This window comes from Sorangium sp. So ce204, from assembly GCF_051526795.1.
In the GTDB taxonomy this organism is placed as follows: domain Bacteria; phylum Myxococcota_A; class Polyangia; order Polyangiales; family Polyangiaceae; genus Sorangium; species Sorangium cellulosum_B.
In genome coordinates this window covers 11330685-11356032 of sequence record NZ_CP150317.1, presented here as the reverse complement: position 1 = coordinate 11356032, position 25348 = coordinate 11330685, and the positions used below count along the sequence as shown (strand labels likewise).

Annotated in this window: 20 protein-coding genes; 14 read left to right on the top strand and 6 right to left on the bottom strand. The window is 71.4% G+C overall.

Annotated elements, in window-relative coordinates; translation table 11 throughout:
- Window positions 1-8 precede the first annotated feature (8 nt).
- From WMF22_RS42775 to WMF22_RS42765, 3 genes are all read left to right on the top strand, one after another.
- On the top strand, window positions 9-2024 hold the full coding sequence (locus WMF22_RS42775) for an RHS repeat domain-containing protein (RefSeq protein WP_438033471.1): 2016 nt from the start codon (window positions 9-11) through the stop codon (window positions 2022-2024).
- A gap of 287 nt (window positions 2025-2311) precedes the next feature.
- On the top strand, window positions 2312-2839 hold the full coding sequence (locus tag WMF22_RS42770; protein WP_157907235.1) for a hypothetical protein: 528 nt from the start codon (window positions 2312-2314) through the stop codon (window positions 2837-2839).
- Between the two features lie 907 nt (window positions 2840-3746).
- The gene (locus tag WMF22_RS42765; protein ID WP_438033470.1) at window positions 3747-5495 is read left to right on the top strand and encodes an FG-GAP-like repeat-containing protein; all 1749 of its coding nucleotides are present in this window, start codon (window positions 3747-3749) and stop codon (window positions 5493-5495) included.
- Between the two features lie 39 nt (window positions 5496-5534).
- Here the strand turns inward: WMF22_RS42765 and WMF22_RS42760 are convergent, their stop codons facing one another.
- The 3 genes from WMF22_RS42760 to WMF22_RS42750 form a co-directional block, all read right to left on the bottom strand.
- Complete coding sequence (locus WMF22_RS42760; RefSeq protein ID WP_438033469.1) at window positions 5535-6722, bottom strand: UDP-N-acetylmuramate dehydrogenase; 1188 nt, start codon at window positions 6720-6722, stop codon at window positions 5535-5537.
- The gene (locus WMF22_RS42755; protein ID WP_438033468.1) at window positions 6719-10864 is read right to left on the bottom strand and encodes a hypothetical protein; all 4146 of its coding nucleotides are present in this window, start codon (window positions 10862-10864) and stop codon (window positions 6719-6721) included. Before WMF22_RS42755 ends, WMF22_RS42760 begins: the two co-directional genes overlap by 4 nt.
- A 139-nt stretch (window positions 10865-11003) precedes the next feature.
- Window positions 11004-12242: a PAS domain S-box protein gene (locus WMF22_RS42750; RefSeq protein WP_438037325.1), complete on the bottom strand. Its 1239-nt coding sequence runs from the start codon at window positions 12240-12242 to the stop codon at window positions 11004-11006.
- 277 nt (window positions 12243-12519) lie between these two features.
- Between WMF22_RS42750 and WMF22_RS42745 the strand changes: the two genes are divergently transcribed.
- The 5 genes from WMF22_RS42745 to WMF22_RS42725 are packed head-to-tail and all read left to right on the top strand — an operon-like array spanning window position 12520 to window position 14688.
- Window positions 12520-12699 carry a hypothetical protein gene (locus tag WMF22_RS42745; protein ID WP_438033467.1) on the top strand — a complete coding sequence of 60 codons (180 nt, stop codon included), beginning with the start codon at window positions 12520-12522 and terminating at the stop codon, window positions 12697-12699.
- A gap of 55 nt (window positions 12700-12754) precedes the next feature.
- Complete coding sequence (locus WMF22_RS42740; protein ID WP_438033466.1) at window positions 12755-13219, top strand: GNAT family N-acetyltransferase; 465 nt, start codon at window positions 12755-12757, stop codon at window positions 13217-13219.
- Window positions 13220-13260: 41 nt separating this feature from the next.
- Window positions 13261-13566: a MafI family immunity protein gene (locus WMF22_RS42735; protein ID WP_438033465.1), complete on the top strand. Its 306-nt coding sequence runs from the start codon at window positions 13261-13263 to the stop codon at window positions 13564-13566.
- Window positions 13563-14108, top strand: coding sequence for an N-acetyltransferase family protein (locus tag WMF22_RS42730; RefSeq protein ID WP_438033464.1), 546 nt, complete (start codon window positions 13563-13565; stop codon window positions 14106-14108). The genes WMF22_RS42735 and WMF22_RS42730 overlap by 4 nt, the downstream gene beginning before the upstream one ends.
- A gap of 22 nt (window positions 14109-14130) precedes the next feature.
- Window positions 14131-14688: a flavin reductase family protein gene (locus WMF22_RS42725; protein WP_438033463.1), complete on the top strand. Its 558-nt coding sequence runs from the start codon at window positions 14131-14133 to the stop codon at window positions 14686-14688.
- Window positions 14689-14701: 13 nt separating this feature from the next.
- Here WMF22_RS42725 and WMF22_RS42720 read toward each other — a convergent pair whose 3' ends face one another.
- On the bottom strand, window positions 14702-15838 hold the full coding sequence (locus tag WMF22_RS42720) for a DUF4419 domain-containing protein (RefSeq protein ID WP_438033462.1): 1137 nt from the start codon (window positions 15836-15838) through the stop codon (window positions 14702-14704).
- A 221-nt stretch (window positions 15839-16059) separates the two neighbouring features.
- Between WMF22_RS42720 and parA the strand changes: the two genes are divergently transcribed.
- From parA to WMF22_RS42705, 3 genes are all read left to right on the top strand, one after another.
- Window positions 16060-16743, top strand: a complete 684-nt coding sequence (parA, locus tag WMF22_RS42715; RefSeq protein WP_437295674.1) for a ParA family partition ATPase — start codon at window positions 16060-16062, stop codon at window positions 16741-16743.
- Entirely contained in the window at window positions 16694-17380 is a 687-nt protein-coding gene (locus WMF22_RS42710) for a hypothetical protein (protein ID WP_438033461.1), read from the top strand. Before parA ends, WMF22_RS42710 begins: the two co-directional genes overlap by 50 nt.
- 105 nt (window positions 17381-17485) lie before the next feature.
- A complete protein-coding gene (locus WMF22_RS42705; protein ID WP_012240421.1) occupies window positions 17486-17908 on the top strand; it encodes a response regulator in 423 nt (140 codons plus the stop codon).
- A gap of 114 nt (window positions 17909-18022) precedes the next feature.
- Here WMF22_RS42705 and WMF22_RS42700 read toward each other — a convergent pair whose 3' ends face one another.
- The gene (locus WMF22_RS42700) at window positions 18023-20971 is read right to left on the bottom strand and encodes a HEAT repeat domain-containing protein (protein ID WP_438033460.1); all 2949 of its coding nucleotides are present in this window, start codon (window positions 20969-20971) and stop codon (window positions 18023-18025) included.
- A gap of 208 nt (window positions 20972-21179) precedes the next feature.
- Window positions 21180-22310 (bottom strand): alkene reductase, encoded by a 1131-nt coding sequence (locus tag WMF22_RS42695; protein ID WP_438033459.1) that lies wholly within the window; start codon window positions 22308-22310, stop codon window positions 21180-21182.
- Between the two features lie 142 nt (window positions 22311-22452).
- Between WMF22_RS42695 and WMF22_RS42690 the strand changes: the two genes are divergently transcribed.
- From WMF22_RS42690 to WMF22_RS42680, 3 genes are all read left to right on the top strand, one after another.
- Window positions 22453-22866: a winged helix-turn-helix transcriptional regulator gene (locus tag WMF22_RS42690; protein ID WP_437295670.1), complete on the top strand. Its 414-nt coding sequence runs from the start codon at window positions 22453-22455 to the stop codon at window positions 22864-22866.
- Between the two features lie 398 nt (window positions 22867-23264).
- Window positions 23265-24839, top strand: coding sequence for an ATP-binding protein (locus WMF22_RS42685; RefSeq protein ID WP_438033458.1), 1575 nt, complete (start codon window positions 23265-23267; stop codon window positions 24837-24839).
- Window positions 24836-25276: a response regulator gene (locus WMF22_RS42680; protein ID WP_437295668.1), complete on the top strand. Its 441-nt coding sequence runs from the start codon at window positions 24836-24838 to the stop codon at window positions 25274-25276. Before WMF22_RS42685 ends, WMF22_RS42680 begins: the two co-directional genes overlap by 4 nt.
- Window positions 25277-25348: the final 72 nt, after the last annotated feature.

The window sequence follows — 25348 nt, the reverse complement described above, 5'->3', positions numbered from 1 at the left end:
GGAGCGTGATGCGTTACGAGAACAACCCGCTCGGGGAGCTCGTCCGGGTGACCGAGGCGCACAACGACGACAGGGACGAGCAGGGCAACCGAGCGGCGCGGCTGGTGGAGGAGACGAGCGCGGCGGGCAAGCGGAGTTTCCGTTACGATCGGTTCGGCAACACGGCGGAGCTGACCTCGGAGTTCCCGAGGCTGCGGGAGCCGCATAGGGGGCCGTACCAGGCGACGATGAAGTACGTGTTCGACGCGCTGGGGCGGATGCAGGAGCTCCACTTCCCCGGCTCAGGCGAGGAGGTTGCGCGCTACGGGTACGACCGAGGCGGCGCGGTGGTGTCGGTGGTCGGAGAGAACCAGCGGGTCAATCCGCAGCACCCGAGCGAGCCGAGGACGACGGAGTACCTGAGGCACATCGGGTACGATGAATTCGGGCAGCGGGTGCGCGTGGTGGCGGGCAACGGGATCGAGACGAAGTACCGCTATGACGAGTCGACGCGGCGGATGACCGAGGTCAACGCGGACCACCAGAGCGCGCAGATGCGGTCGATGGGGCGATCGCCGAGGCCGTTCCAGCGGCTGCGGTACCGGTACGACCTCGTCGGCAACATCCGGGAGCTGAACAACGAGGTGCCGTTCGACGAGTCGCTGGGCGGGGCGGTGATGGTGGCGCGGACGCAGCAGCGGTTCGCGTACGACGACCTGAACCAGCTGACCGAGGCGTCGGGGATCTACCAGGAGCGGGGAAACGAGCAGGAGCGGTACACGCTGGGCGTCGACTACGACGTCCTCGGGAACGCGACGGCGAAGCGGCAAGAGGTCGCCCGGTACGCGCGGAGCGGGGGCAACAACTGGCAGATGCAGTACCCGATCCGGGAGCGGACGTACCGGAACGACTACCGCTACACCGGGCCGAGGCCGCACGCGGCGACTCAGGTGGACGAGTACGTGCCCGCGGAGTCGCAGCCGCGGCTGAGGGAGCTGTCGTACGACGCGAACGGCAACCACAAGCAGTGGAAGTACCGGGGCAACCTGCAGCGCACGCTGAGCTGGGACGAGGACAACCGGCTGGTGTCGGTAAGCGAGAACGGGCAGGAGATGTCGCGGGCGCTGTACGACGGTGCGGGCGAGCGGCGGATCCACCTGCACCGGGTCGCCGGGGAGGAGGAGACGGCGTACGTCGATCAGCACCTGGTGGTGCGCAACGGGGTGATCGCGACGAAGCACCTGTTCGCGGGCGAGACGCGGATCACGAGCAAGATCGACGCGGACTACTACCAGAGGCCGCCGGTGCTGTACTACCACCCGGACCACCTCGGGAGCACGCAGTACGTCACCGATCAGGACCAGGCGCTGAGCCAGCACGTGGAGTACCTGCCGAGCGGGGAGCTGTGGGCGGACCAGACGGACTCGCGGTTCCAGAACCGGCAGCCGTACCTGTTCACCGGGAAGGAGCTCGACCTGTCGACGGGGCTCTACCACTACGGGGCGCGGAGCTATGAGCCGCGGCTCGGGGTGTGGCTGAGCCCGGATCCGGTGCTGGCGGAGTACATGGCCGGCCGGATCAACGGCGGCGTGTACAGGCCGATCAACCTGGGCCTGTACACGTATACATGGAATAACCCCGTAGCTTTCGTTGATCCGGATGGCAGGTATTCAAAGGAAGCTGCGCAGGTTTTGGAAACGGCCGTGAAGACAGCCGGTTCGGCCACTGCGGTGGCGCTGGCCGAGCCCTCGCCCTTTGGGGAGGTGATCGTTGCTGGTGCGGTCATTGTCGGAGGCGTAGGCCGCGTGGGCTATTTGATCTATGATGCCATCACGGAGGAGACTCCGCCAAGCCATCTGAAGCTGCGCCTGCGCCCGCGCCTCCCGCGGAAGTACCGTCGCCACCCCCGCCGCCTGCAGCGGGCGGGGGCGGGGCGAAGGAGCCTCCCAAGCCGCCAGCCCCGGCTGCGGTGGAGCCGCCGAAGAAGCCGGCCGCAAGGGGGGGACCATCCGTTGACGCTCTCTCGAAAGCAGGGCAGGCGTTAGACCCGGCCGATAAGGCAGGACTACTGACGAGGGCTGGGCGAGCACTGCAAAAGCATCGGACCGGCGGGAGACCTGGAACCACGAAGTTTCCTGGCGCCAAGGGGCCACCCGAAAACTGGAACAAGGCTGGACAGGATCAGTTGGATGACATACTGACCAGCCCAGGGTCAACAACAAAGCCCCTCGGTCGAGGAGGCTGGCAGGTCAGCGCGCCTGATGGAAGAGGTGCTCGGTTCAATTCGGACGGCTCCTTCGGTGGTTTCGTGGAATAGTACTAGGTGAGGCAGATGTCACCCGAGATGCTCTGGAACCGTGTGCGGCAGTGCTTTGAGACCAATGATGGCTCTCTTCCAACCGTCGAGCTTCAGAACCTAACAAACGGTGAAGTCGCGGACCTGTATTTGTCGATTCGACGCGGGTCCCGTGTTGTCAGTCGAGATGCGACATTCTGGGACGCGCAGGCAACAACAGAACGTGGACTGGACGAGGTGCCCAATGCCGCTCTGCTGGTTAGCACCGGCCAAGCATCACCCTTCCACTTCGCAATCGAGGGAGCTAGCGCTTGCGAAGTCATCATTCCGTGTCTCGGCGTTCACGTCTTTCAGGACACCATCGCGTTCGACTACCGCATGGGAGCAGAGTGGGGTGGGCAGCAGGTATTCGCGCTCTTTTCATGGCTGGAGCATCTGCTGTCAAGGACACGTGCAGGGGTTCTCGCTCCCAGTGCGAACGAGGGACCTCCGGACCCGGAAGCGTTCATGCTCGCGTGGAAGCTCTTCCGAGAGTGGAGCGCCGGTGGAGTAGACAGGGAGTGACCCATGCGTGCGACACCCTCGCGTTCGTCAAGCGCCGGGCCTGGACCGTCGCGGACACCTTCGTGACCGGCGGTAACAGCCCAGTGAAACTTTTTAGCCTCACTCGCTGTCCTCTTCGTGAAAGCCACCCGCTACCTCCGTGGCTCGACGATCGACCAAAGCACGGACAACCAACTCCCTGATCTCGAAGCCTTGGCGTCTCGCAGCCGAACGCCCAGTCCATGCGCCGTCGACCTACCCGCTGGCTGGTCGAGCGTTATGCCCAGTCGGGCGCTTCCTGGTATGCGATGATTCGTACGAGAGATCCAGGTTGCTCGCAGCTGGCGCCTCCGGCTCCTCCGAGAGCGGCTCCCCGCAGCGGGCGCAGCGCGGGTTGAACGGCGAGTCGTCCGCGCTGCAGCGCCGGCAAACGACCGCGCTCTCCCCCGAGATGACGGGGCGCTCGCACCACGCCCTGGCGCCGGCCGCCCTCGGCGTGGCGGCCCGAGGTCCCGATCCGAACCTCGCCTCTGCGTGGGCGCGGCGCGTTCGTGCTGGAAGAGCAGGGATCCGTCGCGCTGGAGCTCCGCATCCTGGCGCGATGCCCCACTCGCCCTGTCTCTGTGGAGGAGACACCTGGTCCTCCCGGGGCGACACCTCGCTCGGGACGACGGGCTCGCGAGGGGGCCGGAAGAAGCGCACTTCCCGCTCCTGCGCATCGACGATCCGCGAGGGCGAGCGCCGCCCCGACCCGGCACGTGCGTTGCTGAAGGCTGAAGAGCGAAGCGTTGCTGAAGAGGCCCGCTGAACGCCCTCCGAAGACCGGGGGCGCGAGCGCGCACCAGAGCAGCAAACGATGCGTGTCCCCTTCGCGCGCCACCGCGGCGGGCGAAGCGAAAAGGAGGGTAGCGATATGATGATTGAATCGATGACTCAAGAGCATGTTCGTCTACGGCGCTGGCTGTATCCCTTGCTGGCGGCGTCGCTGGCCGCCTGCGCGGCCGACCCCGGCGAAGCGGGCGACTTCGAGGAGACGGCTGATGTCGCATCTTCGATCGTCGACCCGACGCCCGCGGGGCCGAGCGATCTGCTCGCGATGGTGAAGGTGACGACCTCGCAGGGGAGCTGCTCGGGTATGGTCATCGCCGCGGACACGGTCCTCACCGCCGCGCATTGCTTCTGCGAGGACGGCTACGTCGGCGGCAACGGCTGCTCCACGAATGCAACGGTGACCTTTCGCCCCGACCCGGCGACGCCGGGCGCGGGCCCGCGCGTGCTGAGCGGCGTGGCCAGGATCCAGCCGGACTACAACCCATCCTGGACCGAGCGGCAGATCGAACATGACGTCGCGGTCATCAAGCTGAACGGCGTCGCGCCGGCGCACGTGAAGCCCTTCGTCGTGGCGAGCGATTACCCCGCAGAGGGCTCGAGGGTCACGATCGCCGGCTTCGGGCGCACGGGCGCCGATTGCAGCACCCCCTTCGGCACGCTGAACTTCGACGCCGCCAAGGTCGGCGGGTACGAGGACGGCCACGATATCCTGCGCTTCGACGACCAGGTCTTTTGCGGCGGAGACTCGGGCGGGGCCGTCTTGAACGCCGAGGCGAGCCGGCTCTACGCCGTCCACTCGATGCACACGTGGACGGTGAGCCACGGCTGGGTCAGCAAGGGCGTCACGACGGGCTCCGAGTTCGACTGGATCAAGTCGCACATGTGCCCGTCGTCACCCTCGAACCAGTGCAGCGGCGACGGTGACACGTGCTCCTGCTCGGCCAGCAGCAGCTTGCTGTGGCGGCACACCAATGGCCAGGTCGCCATCTGGTTCATGGACGGCGGCGACATCGTCGGCGAGGCCTACCCCGGCGGCCAGGACCCGAGCCTCTCCTGGAAGATCCAGGGCACCGGAGACTTCGACGGCGACGGCCAGAGCGACCTGCTCTGGCGACACACGACGGGTCAGGTCGCCATCTGGTTCATGAATGACGGAGCCGTCGTCGGTCAGGCCTACCCCGGCGGCCAGGACCCGAGCCTCTTCTGGAAGGTGGCTGGCGTCGGCGACTTCGACGGCGACGGGCGCTCGGACGTGCTGTGGCGCGACGAAAGCGGCCAGCTCGCCATCTGGTTCAAGGGCGACGCCGCCCAGGCCGCCTATCCCGGCTACAACAACCAGCCGGCGCCGGTCGACAACGCGTGGAAGGTGCAGGGCGTCGGCGACTTCGACGGCGATGGGCGCTCGGACATCCTGTGGCGAAACACGAACGGCCAGGTCGCCATCTGGTTCATGTCGGGCGGGACGCGGGTGGGCGAGGCCAACCCCGGCGGCCAGGACCCGAGCCACTTCTGGAAGGTGCAGGCCATCGGCGACTTCGACGGCAACCTGCGCTCGGACATCCTGTGGCGGGACGCCACTGGCCAGCTCGCCATCTGGTTCGGCGGCGAGCTGGGCTTCGACTCGCCCTCGTACAACAACGCGCACGGGCCCGGCGACCTCGCATGGCAGGTGCAGGGCGTCGGCGACTTCGATCACGATCGCCGCGACGACATCGTCTGGCGGCACACGAACGGCCAGGTCGGCATCTGGCTGATGCACGGCGCGCACTTCGTCGGTGACCTGTACCCGCGCCAGGTCGACAGCAGCTGGGCGATCAAGGGCATGCTCCACGACGCCGGGCGGTGAGCTGTCGACGAGGGGTCCCCGGTCGCCCGGGGGCCCCTCTCACAGGTGGGCGCCGCCGGCGAGATCGTCGATCTCGCCGGGCGCAAACCCCACCAGATCCGGCTCGGCCGAGAGCGCCACGCCGAACCGGTCGAGCACGCCGCGCCGGACGCGCCGCGCGAGATCGAGCAGCTCCTCCGCCGTGGCGCCGCCGCGGTTCACCAGCGCGAGCGTGTGGCGCGTCGAGATGCCCGCGGCGCCGTGGCGCGTCCCCTTCGCGAAGCCGGCGCGCTCGATCAGCCAGGCCGCGGACAGCTTCACCCGGCCGCCTTCCGCCGGATACTTCGGGATCGCCTCGCCGGGCGCGAGCACGCCCGCCGCCTCGATGCGCGCGACGACGCCCGCGGCGGCGCCGGGGGCGAGCGTCGGGTTCATGAAGAACGACCCCGCGCTCCGGCCGTTCTCGTCCGCCGGATCGAGCACCATCGACTTGCCGCGGCGGAGCGCGATCACCGCGCTGCGCACCTCGCCGAGCGGCGGCGCGGCGCCCCCCGCCGGCGCGGCGAGCGCCCGCTGGAGCTCGGGGTAGCGCACCGCCGCGGCGCCCCCCGGGCGCAGCGCGAACGTGACGGCCGTGATGACGTACCGCCCGCGCCACGCGCGCTTGAACCGGCTGTCGCGGTAGCCGAAGCCGCAGTCCGCGCCGGAGAGGACCGCGGCCGCCCCCGTCGCGCGATCGATCGCCCGGACCTCGACGATCGTCTCGGCGACCTCCTGGCCGTACGCGCCCACGTTCTGGATCGGCGTCGCGCCGACGTCACCCGGGATGCCCGACAGGCACTCGACGCCCGCCAAGCCCTCGGCGACCGCGCGCGCCACGAGGTCGTCCCACGCCTCGCCCGCCCCCGCGCGCACGAGGGCGCGGCCGGCTTCTCCGCCGCCGCCGATCTCCCGGCCGCTGGCCTCCCCGCCGCTGGCGTCCCCGCCGCTGGCCTCCCCGCGCCCGCCCATCAGCTCGATCCCGCGGACGCGCACGCGCAGCACCAGCGCGTCGACGCCCCGGTCCGCGACAAGCAGGTTCGAGCCGCCGCCCAGCACGAAGAGCGGCACGCCGCGGGCCTCGGCGAAGCGGAACGCCTCGACCACCGCGGCCTCACCTTCGGCCTCGGCGAAGTAGCGCGCCGGCCCGCCCACGCCGAGCGTCGTGAGCGGGGCCAGCGGGACCGACTCGCGGACGTCGAGGCTCACGGCTTCTTCTCCGGCGCCTGCGGCCGCGCCCCGCCGCGGACAGCGCCCGGCGCCTGCGCGCCGTCGGACGTCCGCGCCTGCCGCGCCGGCGCCGCCGGCCGCGCCACCCGGATGCCCGCCATGAAGCCGCTGTCGACCGCCTGCACCCGCTCGACGAACGCCTTGTACTCGTCGATCGACACCGTCCCCGTCGGCAAGCTCAGCGCGAAGTCCTCCTCGATCGCCGCGCCGTAGCTGCCCTTGCGCGACGCCGCGAGGCCCGCGTGCTCGACGCGCACGCCCTCGGGCGCGCGCGCGACCGCGTAGCCCTCGGGCAGCTCGATCCTGCGGCGCACGTGGTACTGGAGCGCGGTCTCGATCGCGAGCGCGCTCTTGCGGGCCCCCCGCGAGGCGTACGAGGCGCCGAGCGTGCTCGTGTACGCGCGCGGGAACACGAGGTGCACCGGCTCGAGCCCCGGCAGCGTCCACGCCGCGCCGTCCTTGCCCACCGGCTGCGCGAAGCCGTGGATCGTCACGGCGGCGCGGAGCGCGACCTCCCACGAGCCCTCCGTCGACGAGACGACAACATCCTCGACGTCGGCCCACGGGAGCCAGCCGAGCACGACGCCCCGGAGCATCTCGCGCCGCGCCGTGCCCACCACGGTCTCGAACGCCTCCGAGAGCGCCTGCGCGGCCCGCCCGTGCAGCAGGATCGTGAACGTTCCCGCGGCGTTACCCTGCGCGTCGACCGTCAGCCGCAGGTCGACCTCGTCGCCTGTCTCGCCGCTCGTCCCGGCCACGGTGACGAGCGCGCCGCCCGGCAGCATGGCGGCGCGGCCGCGCAGCTCGGGGCTGATGCGGCCGGGGGGCAGCGGCGGGCCCTCGACGTCGGCGTCGATCCACACGTCGCCGCCCGGAAGGCGGGCGATGACGAGCGGGTGGCGGAAGCGCCCCGCGTGCGGCGGGAAGTCCGCCGACGAGCTGAACGGCTCGGTCTCGGCGATGGCGAGATCGGCGCGCACGCCGAGCTCGCGCAGCGCGCGGTAGACGACCCACGACCGGCTGCCCTGGCCGAGCTCGATCATCGCGCGCGCCGTCGTGCGCTGCGGGCCGCCGCCGAGGAACGCCGCCATGTCCGAGAGCTCGGCGCCGCCGGCGACCTTCACCGCCTTGCCCGCGGCCGCGACGACGCGCTCGAGCAGCGCGGGCGACGGCGTGCGGTCGGCGCCCGCGGCCTCCCGCGCCCAGCGGGTCATGTAGGGATCGCGGTCCTCGAGCGCGCGGACGTTCTCGTCGAGCGCCGCGGCCACGTGGGCCCAGGTCTGCGTCCCCAGGCTGACGCCGACGCCCATCTCCACGCGAGGCACGCCGTCCTCCATGCGCCGCGGCGGCTGGTCCTTGATGCGCCAGACGCTGACCGTGGAGGCGCCCTCGGCGCGCTGCTCCGCCGCGCCGAGCAGCGGGTGCGACCAGAGCGCGAGCGGGAGCGACGCCGGGCGGCGGACCTCGATCGTCGCCTCGCGGACGCTCGTGCGCTCGGGGAGCAGATCCCACGTGTCGATGACGAGCTGGCCGCCGTCGCCCGGCAGCGCGTGGCCCTCGGTGACCTGCTCGATGTAGTCGCCCTGCTCGAGCTGGGAGAGGTCGCTCTGGTCCTGCGCGGCGTTCGACGCCGCGTCGGGCGCGAGGATGCGGCCGTCGCGCTTGTGGATGCGGCGGCGCAGGAGGCGCGGCATGGCGCGGCCCTCGATGAGCGGGCCGTAATTGGCCGCGCCCTGGGCCACGTCCGTGGTGCCGGAGACGCGGCGGAGGTCGTACGTGACGTAGTGGACGAGCCCGTCGGGCGAGATCGTGAACCGCTCGACGTGGCGGAGCACCGCGGTCGCGGCGCCGGGGAGGAACGCCTTCTGCTGGTCCTCCAGCACGAGCTTGCGGCCCTCGGCCTCGAGCGCCGGCGCCGGGTCCGGCGCGAGGCCGAGGGCGCGGGTGATGGGGCCGATCCCGGCGGGGGTGTCGCGCGCCGTCGTGCGGTCGCGGGCGAGGCGGCCCCGCACGGCGCGGGCGTCGCCGCGGCCGGCGGCGAGGCCGAGCGCCTCGAGCATCGCCCGCTGCCCCGGCGGCATGGCGTCGTACACGGCGAGCGCGCCGCGCAGGTCGCCGCGGGCGACGCGCTCGCGGAGCTCGACCTCGCGCAGGGCGTCCGGCGCGCGGCGGAGCCGGCGCAGCCGCTTGATCTCGGCGAGGACCGCGTCGCGGTCGCTCGCGTCGAGGAGCGCGCCGAGGCACGCGGCGCTCGAGCGATCGAGCCCGCCCTCGCAGGCGGCCTTCACCGCGTCGACGCCGGCGCGGCCGTGGATGCGGTCGTCGACGACGGCGAGCAGCGTCGAGCCGGGCGCCGCCGCGGCGAGCTTCGCGTAGGCGGCCTCGGCGACGTCGGTGACGTTCGCGCGGCGGGCGACCACCGCGAGCTCCGCGAGGACCATGCGATCGGCGTCGGCGACGGCGGGCGCGCTCAAGCCGGCCGGCCCCGGTGGCGCGACCCGGACGCCGAGCTCGCGGAGGGCGTCCATGGTGCCCTCGCCCCGGCCGCCGCGGCGCTCGGCGAGCTCCGCCTTGTAGAGGCGCGCCTCCCAGGAAGCGGGCCACGCGGCGAGCACGCGATCGACGGCGGCGCGGGTGCGCTCGACGACCTCGGCCTCGGGGAGATCGCCCACGCGTCGGATGGCCCTCGCGTAGAGCAGGTCGAGGCGCGGCGAGCGCGGCGCGGCGGTGGCCGGGGGCGGCGGGGAGGCGGGCGAGCGCTGCGCGGCGGTGGCCGGGGGCGGCGCGGCGGCCGGCGAGCGCTGCGCGGGGGCGGCCGGGGGCGGCGCGGCGGCCGGCGAGCGCGCGTCGCTCTGGCGGAGGCCGCCGTCGCCGTCCGGATCGAGGAGGTGCTCGGCCGCGCGCGCGTCGCCGAGCGCGAGCAGGGCCGCGGCCGCGACCTCGACGCTCGCCGCGCCCGGGCGCTGGTCCGCGGCGCCGCGCGACGCCGGGGCCAGGCTGACGGCGGCGGGGCGGGACGCGGCCGCTGTCGCGGCTGCGCCGGGGCGCGGCGCGCGGGCGCGGAGCGGCAGGCCGTTCTCGCCCCACGCGGTGAGCTCGATGGCGTCGCCGTCGCCCTTCTGCGCCACGCGCACGACGACGCGCAGCGTCCCCGGCTGGGCCTCGACCGTCGCGAGGCGGGTGACCTGCGCGCCGCCGGCCGCGTAGTCGCGGTGGAGGGCGGGCACGCCGCCCACCTCGAGCACGGCGGCGGACGACGAGGCGAGCGCGAGGCTCACCCGCTGGGCGATCGGGTTGTGGAGGTCGACGACCACGGCGCGCGTCCCCTGGAGGGCGCTCACCGCGTCGATGTCGATGGCGCACGCGTCGGCGCGGACGACGATGGGCGAGGCGCTCTGCGCGAACGGCGCGAGCCCCGGGTAGGCCCTGGCGAGCGGCGCGCCGGGCGCGGAGCTCACGGGGGACGGCCGGGCGAGGCCGTGGAGGGGCGCCGCGTCGAGCGGGCCGACGAGGGCGGCCTCGCCCGCGCAGCCGCGGCGCGCGCTCCAGGTCGCCGCCGCGGCCTCGTCGCCGACGAACAGGGCGATGCGGTGGAGGGCGCTCGCGAGCGCGCCGCGCACGAACGGCATCTCCGGCGCGCCGCGGCCGTCGACGTCCGCGAACGCCCAGGCGTGCTGGAGCCGGCGGGCGACCTCGGGGAGCGCCTCGCGCGAGCGGAAGGCGATGGCCGCGGCGTCGGGATCGGGGCCGCCCGCGGTGCCGGCGCCGAAGACGAGCGCGTCGAGCGACGCGATCACGGTGGCGAGGGCGCCGCCTTCGCTCGGCGCCCCGACGGCGCGGTCGAGGGCGTCGAGGTACGGCGCGGCGGCGGCGGAGCTCGTGATCTCGGCCTCGAGCGCGGCGGAGAACGCGGCGGGGAGCGGCGCGTCGGCGGGGAGCGGCGATGCGGCGCCCCGAGGGGCGCACGCGGCGGGCGCGGCGGCGGCGAGCGCGAGGGGGAGCGCCAGGGCGGCGCGGCGAGCGACGAGGAGGGGGCGGCGAGCGACGAGGGGGCGCTCGGCGAGGCGAGGGCTCCCGGGGCGCTGGCCGCCGCTCCTGGGGCTGCGGGGGTGGGTGGTCACGATCGGCGTCTCCACGGCGCCGCGCGCGCGGTGCCTGTCCGCCGTTCCTTACGGGCCTGGGATTGCCGACGCAAAGGTGAACTTCCGCAGGCCACCGCGATCTACCCGACCTCCGAGGCCCGCCTCGCGTCCTTCGACCTCAGCGCCCGCCGCTTCCCGGGAGCCTCGGCGCTGCGCCCCCGGGGGCGCGCGGCGGCGCGCCGTTCGGCGCCGCGCCGCCCGCCGCCACGCGCTGCATGCAGAGCTTCAGGCCCGCGCGGAGGTTTCCGACGGTGGCGATGCCCGACAGATCGAGCCCGAGGGAGACCATCGTCTGCGCCACGTTGGGCCGGATGCCCGTGATGACCCCCTCGGCGCCCAGGAGCCGGATGGCGCGGATGAGCTCGATGAGATAACTCGCTGTCTTCGTGTCGACGACCTCGACGCCGGTGAGGTCCAGGATCGCGAAGCGGGCCCGCTTGTCCACGATGGCGGCCAGGAGGTCGTCCATCACGTCGGCGGCCCTCCTGCTGTCGACGACGCCGACCATCGGGAGGGTCAGCACGCTGTCCCAGACCTCGATGATGGGCGTCGACAGATCGCGGATCACCTGTTGCTGGCGCTCGATGAGGTCGAGCCGCGCCTTCAGCTCGTCTTCCCGGAGCTTCGCCTCCGTGGCGTCTTGCGTGAAGCTGACCGCGCCGTTGCGCTCCCCGCGCTCGTCGGTCAGCGGGACGAGCCACGTCTCCCAGGCCATCCCGAACGCCTCGACGCGGGTGCGGACGAGCTCGCCCCGGACCGCCCTTCGCATCGGCTCCATGTCCATCGGCGCGGGAGGCTCGTCGAACACGTTCATTCCGACGAACTGGCCTGGCGTGAGGCCGAGGGACGGGAGCGTCTTGCCCTCGTGGAAGGTGCAGACTCCATCCCGATCCATCCGGGTCACGGCCGTGTCCACGGCGCCGAGGATGGCCCGGAGGATCATGTCGCCCTCCTTGAACTTCTCGACGGCCTTGACCTCTTCCGTGACATCCTGCCCGAAGCAGAGCAGCCGGATCGGCTCGCCGCCGTCGTCGAGCACGGGCGCAACCCGCCACGTGCACACGACGGCGCGCCCGTCCTTGCGGAGGTGGGTGTAGCGGTGCGGGGCGCTCTCCTGCCCGAGCGAACGCCCGAAGGTCCTGGCGTCCGGCTCGCTCACGATCGTGTCCGCGAGGCGGCGGCCCACCGCTTCGTCAGCGGTATATCCAAAGATGCGTTCTGCCTCGGCGTTCCACTCGGCGACCACGAGCTCGTCGAGCTTCCCGGCGCACTCGATCACCGCGAAAGGCGCGCTGCGGACAGCCCTCATGTAGCTCGCGGCGAGGCCCGGGGAACCAGGAGCGGTCACTGTGCTCATCATTTTTCGTCCAAGGTAAACGGCGCCGGCTGTCGGTGTCGAGGACGAGCGACCGAGGAGGGCAAGGAGGACGAGGGGTAAGCCGAGTTTGTGAGATGAACTTCGTCGGGCCGCCCTGCGGGGTCGAGCCCTTCGAGGCAAGGCCCCTTTCCATCGGATGAGGTCGGGGACGAGGAGCCGCCCCACGTCCATCCATCCGTCCTCCTCGCGAACCCAGCCTGGCGTGCTCATCCGTGAACGGATACGTTCAACAGGACGAGGAGGCGCTGCGTCGACAATGAGACCGATCGACTACCGCACGGGGGATGCGACCGATCCCGTCGGAGAGGGGGCGAGGATCATTTGCCACGTCTGCAACGGTTGTGGCCTGGCGGGCGGGCAGTGGCCAGATGTCGAGTCGATCGTCCAGAGAACGCTCTGTGCTGCCGGGCTGTCCGTGCACGTCTACGATCTCTGACGCGGGGAGCGGCGCCAAGCAGATGAAGCTCATACGTGCAGAAGATCGTCATGTTATGGCGATCGAGAAATGGTTCCCCGATCGACGAAGCTGCCAGATCTGGGGTGGTCCGCAGTTCAGATTCCCGTTCACGGACAGTACCTTCCTGGAGGACACGCGGAGCGGTGTGCTGCCCTCCTATGTGCTGCTCGGAGCTGATGACCAGCTCCTCGGTTTTGGCCAGTATTACCTGAGGGCCGGTCGCTGTCATCTCGGACGGCTCGTTATATCGCCCGAGCACCGGGGTGCGGGGCTGGGCCGGTGGCTCGTCGGCGGCCTGGTCGAGCTTGGTGTTCAGGAGCTGGGTGTCGGCGAATGCTCCTTGTTCGTCGTGGCGGACAACACGCCTGCAATGCGGCTGTACCGGAGGCTGGGCTTCGTGGAAAGCCAGTACCCGGAAGATGATCCAAGCGTCACCTCCTTGGTGTACATGGTGGTGGCCGCGACCAGACTGGCAGAGTTGCGCCTGTATGTCCCATAAGGCGCTGCGAGAGATGGCAATTTTATCGAGAGCGTCGACTTGTGACGAAACAAGAGATCCAAGCCTTGTGCGCTGTCGCGCTCGAGTCCTTCGAGGGCGTGCTCCCCCCAGAGCGCTTCCGCGATGCGCACGACTGGGTTCACCGGTACGGGGAGTGGGGGCTCGCCATGGAGCACGTCATCGACTGGATCGGCGACCTCGATCTCCCTGTCGGCCAAGCGCAGTTTGACGCCATCGAGCGCGCCATGGCCGCGATGGGATGGGGTGAGGGCTCGAGGATGAAGTGGCTCCGTGAATATTTCGCGTCGCTCAGAGCGGAGAATTCGCATGTCGATGATTCCGCGTGAAGCTTTACAAGCGCCTGCTCGTGCATGGCGCCGGACAGGAGGACATTCAAGTGCCTGAGATCCATTTCCGCCGTGCCCATCCCGAGGACGCGGCCCGCCTTCAGGACATCCGGCGCGCGGCCTTCGCGCCAGTGTTCGCGTCGTTCCGCTCGATCCTCGGCGACGATCTCTACGAGCTGGCGCAGCGGCGGGACGACGAGGCGCAGGAGGGGCTGCTGACGTCGCTGATGGCGGCCGACTCGGGCTGGGAGCTGTACGTGGCGCAATCCGGCGACGAGGTCGTCGGTTTCGTGGCGCTTCGGCTCGCTCCGGAGACGCTCGTCGGCGAGATCGGCCTCAATGCCGTCGACCCCGCGCAGGCCGGCAAGGGGATCGGCACCGCGATGTACGAGTTCGCGGCGGCGCGCCTGAAGCAGGCCGGCATGAAGGTCGCCACCGTCGGAACCGGCGGCGATCCGAGCCACGCTCCGGCGCGACGCGCGTACCGGAAGGCGGGGTTCGACATCGAGATCCCCAGCGTGTGGATGTACCGCAAGCTCTGATGTAACCAGCACGGGTGATCGCATGAAGACCTTCAAGAAGGCAGATTTCCCGGTCGCGAACGTCCGGCGCTTTCTGGAGCCGGGTCCTGTGGTGCTGGTGAGCTCTGCGCACAAGGGCCGGCGGAACATCATGACGATGGGCTGGCACATGGTGATGATGCAGGAGCCGTCCCTCGTGGGGTGCTTCCTCTGGGACCAGAACGATAGCCATGAGATGGTGCGGCGCAGCAAGGAGTGCGTGATCAACGTGCCCACGGTCGATCTCGTGCGCGTCGTGATCGGGATAGGGAACAGCCACGGGTCCGAGGTCGACAAGTTCGAGCAGTTCGGGCTCACCGCCGTCGAGGCGACGAAGGTCGGCGCGCCCCTCATCGCCGAGTGTTATGCGAGCTTCGAGTGCAAGCTCGTCGACACGAGCGCCGTCAAGCGCCTCAGCCTGTTCGTCTTCGAGGTGGTGAAGGCCCACGTCGCGACATCGCCGCGCTATCCGACGACCGTCCACTACCGTGGCGACGGGGTGTTCATGGTGTCCGGTCGCAACGTGAGCTACCGGAGGCTCTTCAAGCCGGAGAACCTGTAGCTGGGGCTCTCGCTCAGCCGTCGTCGTGGACGATCGCCCAGCCGAACTCGGGGGCGAGCGCGCCGGTCGCGGCTTCCTGCGTGACGCCGAAGAGCCCTGCGACGAAGCGCAACGGGTGCGCCGTGCCGTCGCGCACATCGACGAACCTGACGGGGGCGCTGGAGATCGAGCTCGGGATCTGCAGAAGGTCCGGTCCCTCGGGGTTGAAACTCCAGTCCGTGCGCTTCTCCGCGGCGCGCAGCGCCCGCTCCCACCGGCCGAGATACGGGTTCGGCACGATGCGCTCGCCGTTCCGATCGAACGTCTTGAGGTACGGAAAGAGGACGAGGATCCAGCCGGTCAGCTCGCTCGGCCCGGAGCCGCTCTCGTAGCGGAAGAACGAGCGCCAGAAGCCTGGGTCGACGTGCCCCTCGGCGGCGCAGACGATCTCGTCGAGCACCGGGAGGAGCGCGTCGGTCCAGGCCTCCAGGCCGAACTCGGACAGCATCGCGGCGCGCCGGCGAACGCTCTTCCAGTCGTCGACGCTGCCCAGCAGCGTGACCGAGGGGATGCCGCAACCACAGCGCATCTCGTACTCGAAGTAGGGCTGGAACGCGTCCATGAGCACGACCTCCGAGGCGGCGCGCTCCACGGCGCCGGTCGTCGAGAAGTCGGCCACGATCAGGTCGCGCAGGCGGCCGATATGCGCGGCGATCTGGTCCGAGAATGCCGTGAACACCTCGGGCCATGGATTGGGCTGGCCCAGGAAGAAGTCGGGGCGCTCGACGACGAGCTTCTTCTTCCCCTGGTGACGGACGAACCGCCCGCGCAGCGCTTCGGCGTTCAGCGCGACATGGTGGGCGAACCCCTGCGCGAGGCAGAGCCACACGGCATCCGGCGACAGAACCAGCGGGTGGTGAAGGTAGAATGCATCGTGCGCCGCCTGCGCGAGCGCGTGGGCATCGGTCGCGGAGACCAGCGGCGCGTCGCTCGACGAGAACGCCTCGATGCGCGCCACGGGAGGTCGCGGCCTGCCCCAGGGTATTCGCCGCTGCTCCGGCGCGGCGCGCTCACCCCCGCCGAGCAGGCTCGGGATGGCCCTGGCGCGATCGAGCACCTGCATGAGTTGCTGCGGCCGCTCGACCTCGGACACGGCGAAGGTGATTGACATCGATGCATCCTACCCTGCGCATCGACGACACCTCCACGTCGAGGCGCTCCCGCCGGATAGAGAGCTGAACCACCTCCTGCGATGTGCCGGCCAACCCGCCGACACGACCGAGAAATCAACGTCCCCATCGGGAATTCCCCTCAGGACGGCTCGGTAGAAGCCCTGTCGGCGCTTGCAAGAAAGTGGACCGCCCGGCGAAGGTTCTGCTAGGGGGGTCTATCATGATCATCGCGCTCACCGGACAGAAAGGTGGGATCGGCAAGAGCACCACGGCCGTGAGCCTCGCCGTGGCCGCGCTGGCGAGCGGCCGGCGTGTGCTGCTCGTCGACGCCGATCCCCAGGGGACCGTCCGCACGTGGGGCGACGTGGCCGCCGAGGCGGGGCACGATACGCCGACCGTCATGGCCATGGGCGCCTCGATGCACAAGCCGGGACAGCTGCCGGAAGTCGCCGCCGCGTACGACCTCACCGTCATCGACTGTCCGCCGCGCCACGGCGAGATCGCGCGATCGGCGCTGATGGTCGCCGACATCGCCGTCTACCCCTGCGGCCCCACGGCCGCGGACGCCTGGGCCCTCACCGCCGCGCTCGAGGTGTTCCGCGAGGCCGCCGCGCTGCGGAGCGCGCTCAAGGGCTGCATCCTCATCACGCGCAAGCAAGGCCGCACGGCGCTCGGCAAATCGGCGCGCGCGGTGCTCGAGACGTCGGGCCTGCCGGTGCTCTCCACGGAGCTCGGCTATCGCATCGCCTACCAGGAGTCCCTCGCCTGCGGGCAAGGGGTGACGGGCTACGCGCCGCGGGACGCCGCGGCCAGAGAGATCACCCACCTTCTCGAAGAACTGGAGAAGCTTCATCATGGCCAAAAAGCAAGTCGCGGTCTCGCTACGAAAGCCGCCGTCGCCTGAAAAGGCCGACGCGTTCGTCGCGGGGGGCGAAGGCGGCAAAGCGGCGGTCGACGCCGTGAGGTCGAAGCCCGCCGCCGAGCAGCGCGCGCACGACGGCGAGAAGCCCGTCGAGGCGCGGCAGGGGCGAGAGCGAGCGCAGGAGGCGCCGCAGGAGCGAGCACCGGAGGCGCGGCCAGGCGCAGAGCCGCTCGCGGCGACGGCGCCGCAGGCAGCCAGCGCCGCCGCCGTGCCCCAGGCCGCCGCGGGGCCCCAGGCGCTCGCCACCACCTCGGAGCCGCACGCCGGCCCGCCGGTGCTCCTCGGCAACGACGGCCGCTCCCGGCGCGCGGTCACCGTCTACCTGCCCGATCCGCTCGCGGATCGGCTGCTGCTCCATTGCATCGAGAACGACCGCGACATGAGCAACCTGGTCGGCGAGGCGGTCGAGGTCCACCTCGACAAGCGCCTCGGGCCGGCGTCCGTCTCCGCGGCCCCGGCTGAGGCCGCCGCCCCCCGCGAGGCGCCGCCCCCGAGCGCGAGCTACCGCACCGAACCGTTCCGTCCGGTGGACACCGGCCCGAAAGGGCGGGTCGGCCGCGTGGTCCAGGTCGGGCGGGTGCTGATGACGCTCTGGCGTCAGCGGCCGCGGGCGAGCTGACCGACCGGCGCGCATCGACTCCGCCCGTATCGCACCTGACTGGCGCGGCCGCCTCGACGGGAGTTGACGTTCACGTCCATCTCGCCAATGAGAACCTAGGAGACAATGGACGTCGAAGAAAAACTCTTGAACATCCTCCTCGTCGAAGACGACGACGTCGACGTGATGAATGTCCGCCGGGCGTTCAAGCGGAACAACATCTCGAATCCCCTCTGGGTCGCCGGCAACGGCGTCGAGGCCCTCGAGATGCTGCGCAGCGGCGTCGTCCCGGCCGAGCGGCGGCTCATCCTGCTCGACCTGAACATGCCCAAGATGAACGGGATCGAGTTCCTGCGCGAGCTGCGGGCCGATCCCGAGCTCGGGGCCACGTCGGTCGTCGTGTTGACCACGTCGAACGACGATCGCGACAAGGTGGGAGCCTACAACCTCAACGTGGCTGGCTATCTCCTCAAGCCGGTCACGTTCCTCAGCTTCGTCGAGCTCATGGCGGCGCTCAACAAATACTGGAGACTTGTGGAGCTACCGTAGCGGAACACATCGGCTTTCTGGTTCTTGTCGAGACGAGGAGCGGCGCGCGCACTCCCGCTCTCCGAGAGACAGCGCGCGTCGCCCCTTCAGGCGCGGTGTCGCGGCGGCGGCCGGCTACTTGCTGCGCTTGACGACGCCGAGCGCCTTCTGCGCCGCCTTGACGGCCGCCTGCGCCTCCTTGCCGGGGGCGCTCGAGAGCGCCGAGATGAGCGCCGTCGCGACCTCGCGCCGGCTGTGCGCGTGCACGTCCGCGAGCTTGAGGTAGAGCGGCGCCTTGTCGGCCAGATCGGCGTCGCCGCGCCGCGCCTCGATCCGCTCGACGAGGCAGGCCGCCACCGCGGTGTCGTCCATCTTCTTCAGCGCGTCGAGCGCCGCCGCGCGCTTCGCGAGCTCCGGCCGCGACTCGATGAGGTCCACGAGCGGCGTGAGCGCCACGGGGCCGAACGCGCGGATCGCGTCCGCCACGATGCCGGGCTTGTATCCGTCGGCGTAGGCCGAGAGCAGCTCGCTCAGCCCGCGGACGTCGCCGAGGAAGCCGAGCGCGTACGCGGCGATCTTCGCCTCCCGCTCGTCCACGCCGCGGCTCGCCAGCATCCGCACGAAGGTCTCGACCATCTCGACGTCGCCGAGCTGCGCGAGCGCGTAGGCGGCCTCCTCGCGCACCTCGCGGGAGGCGTCGGCGTAGAACGCGCGGCGGAACGCCGGCAGCGCGGCGAGGTCGCCGAGCTCGGAGAGCGCCTTCAGCGCCTCGAGCCGCTCCTCCTTGGTCGGCGCGGCGCCCAGCGCCTTCGCGAGCTCGTGCACGCGCCCGAGCCGCGCGGCGCGCCGCGCGCGCACCGCGTCGTTCCCCGGCCCGCCGGACGGCGCCGCGTGCGTGAGTTCGATGACGTCGAGCGCGTCGCGGGCGAGCGCCCGCAGGCCGGCGTCCTTCGCGTGCTCCGCGACCTTGCCGAGCATCGCCGTGGCCTCGGCGCGGGCCGGGCCGCCGTGCAGCACGACCGCCTGAAGCACCCGCACCGCCGTCAGCTTCGCCACGCGGCCCGCCTTCACCGTGAGCGCCTTCTCCGCGGCGGCGATCGCCTCGGCCCCGAGCGGCGCGAACGTCCTCGCGATGGTCGGCGTCGCGGTGCCGTCCGCCCAGATCGGGAAGATGCTCGCCACGAGCTCGCTCGCCGGCAGCGACGCGTAGTAGCGCGCGTGGTGGACAGCGGCGATGTAGCGGTTCATCGCGCCCGCCGCGCGCCGCCGCGCCACCTCGTCCGGGGAGAGCGTCTCGTCGGGCCGCGCCACGGAGACGCTCTCGTAGGTCGGCACGCGCTCGGTCGAGGCGCGGTCGATCTGCGTCGCGCCGGCCAGGCGGACGAGCGCCATCTCGAGCACCTGGTAGAGCTTGATGAAGTCGTCGAGCCGATCGGCCGGCTCGGGCCGCTGCGGCAGCGCCTGGAGCAGCGCGGCCTGCTTCTCGAGGCGGAGGTCGCGCAGCCGCGCGGCCAGCGGGTCCGTCGCGCGCGCGCTGAGCCCGGTCAGGCCCGTGACGAGCGCCTCGGCGAGCTCCTCGCGGACCTCGCCGAGCGCGATGGCCGCGGGCGACGCGCCCGCCTCGCGGGCGGCGGCGTTCCACGCGGAGCCCTCGAGCGGCCCGCCCCGCGCGGCGAGGCCCTGATCCAAGACAGCGCGCAGCTCCAGGCCGAGCGGCCCCTCGACGACGGCGGCGAGCGGCCACAGCGTGGGCAGCGCGGCGTCGATGCCGACGTCCCCGAGCAGCGCGCGGAGCCGCGCGTCGCGGAGCGAGCCGGCGAGCCGCTCCTCGAGCGCCGGGTCGTCGGGCAGGTGGAGCGCCTCCCCCTTGTCGTCCACCGCCGCGAGCCGCGCGCCGCGCGCGAAGAGCGTGTCGGTGAGCACCGCCACGGGCACGAGGTCGGGCGCGAAGACGTCCTTGCGGTGCTCCTGGAGCGCGGCGAGCGCCGCGCCGACGTCGGGCAGCGCCCGCGCGAGCACGGCCTCGAGGGCGCCGGCGTCGAGCGGGCGCTTGTCGCCGAGATCGCTGAAGTCGACGCGGAGCGGCGGGTAGCCCGGGTAGGTCGTCGCCCGCGCCCCGGCGAGCACCTCGCCCGCGAAGCTCCGCTTCGGCTCGGTCCGCTTCGCCAGGAACACAGGGAGGATCTGCTTCTCGCTGACGTGGCGGCCCGACTCGAGGTCGATGAACCGGCTCTCCCGGATGACGAAATCGTCGCTCGTCGTCCGCGTCGAGAAGGCGTACTCGACGAGCGTGAGGTCCCCGGCGGGCTTCCTGTCGGACGCCTTCCACGTCTTGCCGACGAGCTCCTCGACGTGGCGGTCGTCGAGCGGCTCGCCCGCGAGGTGCTTCTCCAGCTTGCGTGCGGTGAGCAGGAGATCGGCCATCACGTTGGCGTAGGCGACCGCCGGCAGCGCGCCGCGGGGGGCGCCCCGGGCCTGCCGGCCCCCAGCGGCCTGCCCGCGGAGCAGCGCGGCGAGGTCGAGCGTGCGCGCCGAGAGGCGCCGGAGGCGGTTCTCCCGGAGCGCCTCGGCGAGCTTCTCCATCTGCTCGATGCGGTCGCCCCCGATCGTCGCGACGCCGGACACGCCGAGCTCGCGCACGAGCGTGCCGACCTGCTCGACCCCGGACTTCATCATGGCCTGCGCGTTCGCGCTGCCCTTCTTCACGCTCTTGCGCGCGGTGTCCCCGCCCGGCGCGCCGGGCGGCGGCGCCTCGCTCACGGCGAACGACTCGGGCGCGCGCGCCCACGCGACGAGCAGCGCCGCCGCGTGCTTGCAGAACGCGGTGTTGAAGGTCCGCGCCGGGCAGGAGCAGCGCCCCTTGAACGCGGGCGCCGGCGCGTCGCTGTAGACGAGCGACACCTTGTAAGGCGAGGCCCCCGAGCCCTTGGCGTCGCAGAACAGCTTGTTTTCGTAGCGCGCGAGGTTCAGGAGCTGCCCGCCGTCGTAGAGCAGCGTGCCCTTCTTGAGCTCTCCCGCGTCCTGGATGAACGTCCGGAGCTCGCCGGCCCCGATGCGCTTCACGTCGCCCGGGGCCGCGCTCACGGCGCCTCCGCGGGCGAGCGCGCCGGGCGCGGCGCCGTGGGGATCTCGTCGTTCGGGAGCTGCGGATGGGCGGCCGGCATCGGGCTGGAAGCCTATCACGGGCGGCGGCGCGGGAGCTCCTCGCCACCTCCGCCCGCCTCCGCCCGATCAGGCCATCGGATCATGAGATCAGGCCCTCGGGCCCTCGATCCGTCAGGCCCTCGATCCGTCAGGCCAGCTGTGCGCCGGCGCTGGCGCGCTCCGCCGCGGCCTCGCCGAGGCGCGGGTAGTCGATGTAGCCGCGCGGGCCCTCGGAGTAGAAGGTCGCGACGTCGGGCGCGTTGAGCGGCGCGCGGCGCGACAGGCGCTCCGGAAGATCGGGGTTGGCCAGGAAGGGCGCGCCGAAGGAGACGAGATCCGCCGCGCCGGTCCGCAGCGCTGCCTCCGCGGTCTCCCGCGTGTAGCCGCCGTTCACGACGAGGGCGCCGCGGAACCGCTCGCGGAGGAGGGGCGTCACCCGCGCCGCGGCGTCGAGCGCCTGCCCCGAGAGCGGCTCCACGACGTGCAGGTAGACGACCTTGCGCGCCGAGAGCTCGGCGGCGACGTGGCCGAAGATCGCCCTCGGATCGGAGTCGCTCATGTCGTTGAACCCGGACAGCGGCGAGACCCGCACGCCGACCCGGTCGGCGCCGAACACCCCCGTCACGGCCTCGGTGATCTCGAGCAGGAACCGCGCCCGGTTCTCGACCGAGCCGCCGTACCGATCCGTCCTCTGGTTCACGCCGTTCCGGAGGAACTGGTCGATGAGGTAGCCGTTCGCCGCGTGGATCTCGGCTCCATCGAAGCCGGCGGCCTTGGCCCGGCGCGCGCCGTCCTCGAACTGCGCGACGACGCCGGCGATCTCGCCCGTCTCCAGGGCGCGCGGGGTCGAGTACGGCTGCGGGCCCTCGGGCGTGTGCGCGTGGCCGTTGCGGATGGCGACGGCCGAGGACGAGACGGGCGCCTGCCGGTTCGGCTGGAACGAGGGGTGCGACGCCCGCCCGACGTGCCAGAGCTGAAGGAAGCCGCGCCCCCCCGCCCGGTGGATCGCGTCCGTCACGAGCCGCCACCCGGCGACCTGCGCGTCCGTGTGGATGCCAGGCGTGCGGAGATATCCCACGCCCTCCGGGCTGACCTGCGTCCCCTCGGTGACGATGAAGCCCGCAGAGGAGCGCTGCTCGTAGTACCGCGCGTTGAGCTCGGTCGGCACGTTGCCCTCGCCCGCGCGGCAGCGCGTCAGCGGCGCCATCACGAGCCGGTTCGGCAGCGAGAGGGGGCCGAGGGCGAAGGGGCTGAAGAGCAGGTCTTTGGCGGTGGTCACGATCGATGCTCCTTGCAAAGAAGATGTAGCTTCCGAAAGGGAAGTCGCATCCGTTCGGCGAGCATCATGAATCTGCACTGCGCGATGTCAAGTCACTTCCCTTTTGGAAGTGGATAGGTCATGCTGGTGTCTGGGACGACACATGAAGCGCGCGTGCCAGCACCTCTGCGAGAAGTTTCAGGTCGCGATGGACGTGCTCGCGAAGCCCTGGAACGGGCTCATCATTGCGACGCTCGAGGAGGGGGCGCTGCGCTTCGGCGAGATCGGCGAGCGGCTCGACGCGATCAGCGATCGGATGCTCTCCAGCCGGCTGAAGGAGCTCGAGGCGCTGGGCCTCGTGGTGCGGCGCGTCCTGCCGGGGCCCCCCGTGCGCGTGGAGTACGAGCTGACCGACGCCGGCCGGGGATTCGGCGAGGTGGCGCAGGCGATCTCGCGGTGGGGAGAGCGGCTCGCGGTGAGCGCCGCGCGCGGCGGGGGGGCGAAGCGCGCCGCGCGGGCGGCACGAGCCGCGCCGGCGGCGAAGCGCGCGCGGGCGTCCTCCACGTCATCCACGTAGGAGCCTCCACGCAGGTCGCGTGACGGATGTCACGAAGGAGTCCGCCCGCTCCTGAGCAGCGCTCAGGCAATACCTGACGCCGCGCGCTCGTGTGGCGAGGTAGCGGCGAGGTAGCGGCGAAGTAACGAGAGGAGCGCCTCTGTCGAGCTCGAGGTTGCGCTTGCCGCTCAGGTGGAATGGTGATGTAATTCGAGGGCTTCGCATCTCGGTGGCTGTCAAAGCGGGGTGCAGATTCGTGGGATACGAGCTCAGCCGTTAGGCAGGCGAGCGCGGCGTACGAAGGTACGCGGCGACGAGCCGGTCGACGCGGATGAGCTCGCCAAATATGGAGACGCACCCCGCGGTGACGCGGAGTGTTAACGCGTGGGCGTCCCCTGGGGGTCGCGGTGGATCGCCGTATGGTACTGCAACACCAGCGCCGACCGGGGGGGATGAGGCTCGCGCACCAGTTCTGGTTGTCTCTCGTCCTCCCGATCGCGATGGCCCTCCTGCTGTATGGCATCTTCGCGTCGGCGCACCGCAAGCAGGTCCTGCGGGAGGAGGCGACGGCGGAGCTCCGCAACTACGCCACACTGCTTCAGGCGTTCGTGGAGAGCGCGCTGGAGCGCAAGGACGTCGCGCTCGTCCGGCGGAGGGCAGAGGACTTCGCGAGCGCCGAGCGCATCCTTGGCATCGCCGCGTTCACCAGGGAAGGCGAGGCGATCTTCATCACGAAGGGAGTCGAGCGCGAAGCGGCGCGCCTCGAGCAGCTCGCGCACCGGGCGTTCCGTGAGGGCGGCGACATCGAGGAGGCCGCCAGCCTGACCGAGCAATCCGTGCTGCTCCGCACGGTCGCCATCCGGCCGAGCCGCGCCAATCAGCCCCTGGTCGCCGTCCTGGTGCGCGATCGTCACTACGTCGAGGTGCTGGAGAGCACGTTGAATAACGGCCTCGCGGTCACCGGCGCCGTGCTGCTGCTGATCAGCGCGGTCGTCGCCGGGCTCGTCGGGCGCTTCACGGTCGCGCTCCCGGCGCGGGCCATCCTCGCCGGGGCCGAGCGCGTCGCGAGCGGCGATCTCGACGCGGCCGTGCCCGAGCGCGGCGCGGAGGAGCTCTCTCGCCTGGCGAGCGCCTTCAACACGATGACCTGCTCTCTCCGCGAGGCGCGGGAGCGCGCCGTGCGGGAGCAGGCGGCGCGGGTGGACGGGGAGCGCAAGCTGCAGCAGGCGCAGGCGCTCGCCGCCGCGGGGCAGGTGGCGACCTCGCTCGGCCACGAGATCGGATCTCCGCTGAACGTGATCCATGGCCGCGCGCGCCGCGCGGCCGACCTGCCCGGCTGCCCGGAGCACCTGCGCGTCGAGCTGGAGACCATCGCGCGTCAATCCGAGCGGATCACGCGCGTCGTCTCTCGCCTCGTCTCCCTCGCTCGGCCGCCGAGACAGCAGCAGGCGGACAGCGATCTCAGGCGCGTCATCGACGATGTGGTCGCCTTCGTGGGCCCCGAGTGCAGGAGGCGCGGCATCGAGCCGATCGTCGTGTGCGAGGGCGCCGCGAGGGCGCGCGTCGCCCTCGACTCCGATCGTCTGTTTCAGGTCGTGTTCAATCTGTGCTTGAACGCCGTCGAGGCCCAGTGCCGCGGCGGCGAGCTCGAGGTGCGCGTCCTGCCCGAGTGTGATGGTCCAGCGGGCTCTGCCGTCGCGTGCTTCGAGGTCGCCGACGCGGGGCCGGGGATCCCCGGCGAGGATCTGCGCCGGATCTTCGACCCGTTCTTCACGACGAAGGCGGCCGGGAGCGGGCTCGGGCTCGCGATCGTCCGTGGGATCGTCGAGGAAGCCGGCGGCTCGGTGGAGGCCGTCGCCTCGTCGACAGGCGGGGCGCGTTTCCGTGTCGCGCTACCCGTGATCGTGTCCGGTTCACCGGCGAGCGTGGAAGCGAGCTCAGAGGCGAGCTCGGAGTCGAATAGAGGGGGTAGAGAGGAAGGGCAGCAAGCATGAGTGTGAGCTCACCGAGCGTATTGGTTGTCGAAGACGACGATGATCTCGGCAGGTTCGTCGTTGACATCGCCACAGACCACGGCTATCAGGCGACGCACGTGGCCGATGCGATGTCGGGCCTCGATCTGCTGCCGTCGGGGGACTTCGACCTGCTGATCACCGACATCCGCATGCCGGGGATGGATGGCATCGAGCTGATCGCGCGGGCCAAGGAGCACGACCCGTCGCTGGCGATCATCGCGATCACCGCGTTCGGCTCCGTCGAGACCGGGATCCGCGCCCTCCGCGTCGGCGCCTCCGACTACCTCTCCAAACCTTTCCGCTCCGATGAGCTAAGCTCTCGCATGCGACGCGCGCTCGAGCGCCGCGCCCGCGATATCGAGCATGCTCGTCTCCAGCGGCAAGTCGCGGAGGTCTTGCGCCGCGGTAAATCGTGAAACGGCGGTACTCCAGGGTCTCGTGACGCCGCGCTCCCCTGCGTCGACGAGGCCCGGACACCTGAAACGGGA

What these genes read in the sequence shown, in the direction of transcription:
- WMF22_RS42775 (WP_438033471.1), top strand. Translation starts at nt 9, where the DNA reads ATGCGTTACGAGAACAACCCGCTCGGGGAGCTCGTCCGGGTGACCGAG.
- WMF22_RS42770 (WP_157907235.1), top strand. Translation starts at nt 2,312, where the DNA reads ATGTCACCCGAGATGCTCTGGAACCGTGTGCGGCAGTGCTTTGAGACC.
- WMF22_RS42765 (WP_438033470.1), top strand. Translation starts at nt 3,747, where the DNA reads ATGACTCAAGAGCATGTTCGTCTACGGCGCTGGCTGTATCCCTTGCTG.
- WMF22_RS42750 (WP_438037325.1), bottom strand. Translation starts at nt 12,242, where the DNA reads ATGAGCACAGTGACCGCTCCTGGTTCCCCGGGCCTCGCCGCGAGCTAC.
- WMF22_RS42745 (WP_438033467.1), top strand. Translation starts at nt 12,520, where the DNA reads ATGAGACCGATCGACTACCGCACGGGGGATGCGACCGATCCCGTCGGA.
- WMF22_RS42740 (WP_438033466.1), top strand. Translation starts at nt 12,755, where the DNA reads ATGGCGATCGAGAAATGGTTCCCCGATCGACGAAGCTGCCAGATCTGG.
- WMF22_RS42725 (WP_438033463.1), top strand. Translation starts at nt 14,131, where the DNA reads ATGAAGACCTTCAAGAAGGCAGATTTCCCGGTCGCGAACGTCCGGCGC.
- WMF22_RS42720 (WP_438033462.1), bottom strand. Translation starts at nt 15,838, where the DNA reads ATGTCAATCACCTTCGCCGTGTCCGAGGTCGAGCGGCCGCAGCAACTC.
- parA (WP_437295674.1), top strand. Translation starts at nt 16,060, where the DNA reads ATGATCATCGCGCTCACCGGACAGAAAGGTGGGATCGGCAAGAGCACC.
- WMF22_RS42710 (WP_438033461.1), top strand. Translation starts at nt 16,694, where the DNA reads ATGGCCAAAAAGCAAGTCGCGGTCTCGCTACGAAAGCCGCCGTCGCCT.
- WMF22_RS42705 (WP_012240421.1), top strand. Translation starts at nt 17,486, where the DNA reads ATGGACGTCGAAGAAAAACTCTTGAACATCCTCCTCGTCGAAGACGAC.
- WMF22_RS42690 (WP_437295670.1), top strand. Translation starts at nt 22,453, where the DNA reads ATGAAGCGCGCGTGCCAGCACCTCTGCGAGAAGTTTCAGGTCGCGATG.
- WMF22_RS42685 (WP_438033458.1), top strand. Translation starts at nt 23,265, where the DNA reads ATGGTACTGCAACACCAGCGCCGACCGGGGGGGATGAGGCTCGCGCAC.
- WMF22_RS42680 (WP_437295668.1), top strand. Translation starts at nt 24,836, where the DNA reads ATGAGTGTGAGCTCACCGAGCGTATTGGTTGTCGAAGACGACGATGAT.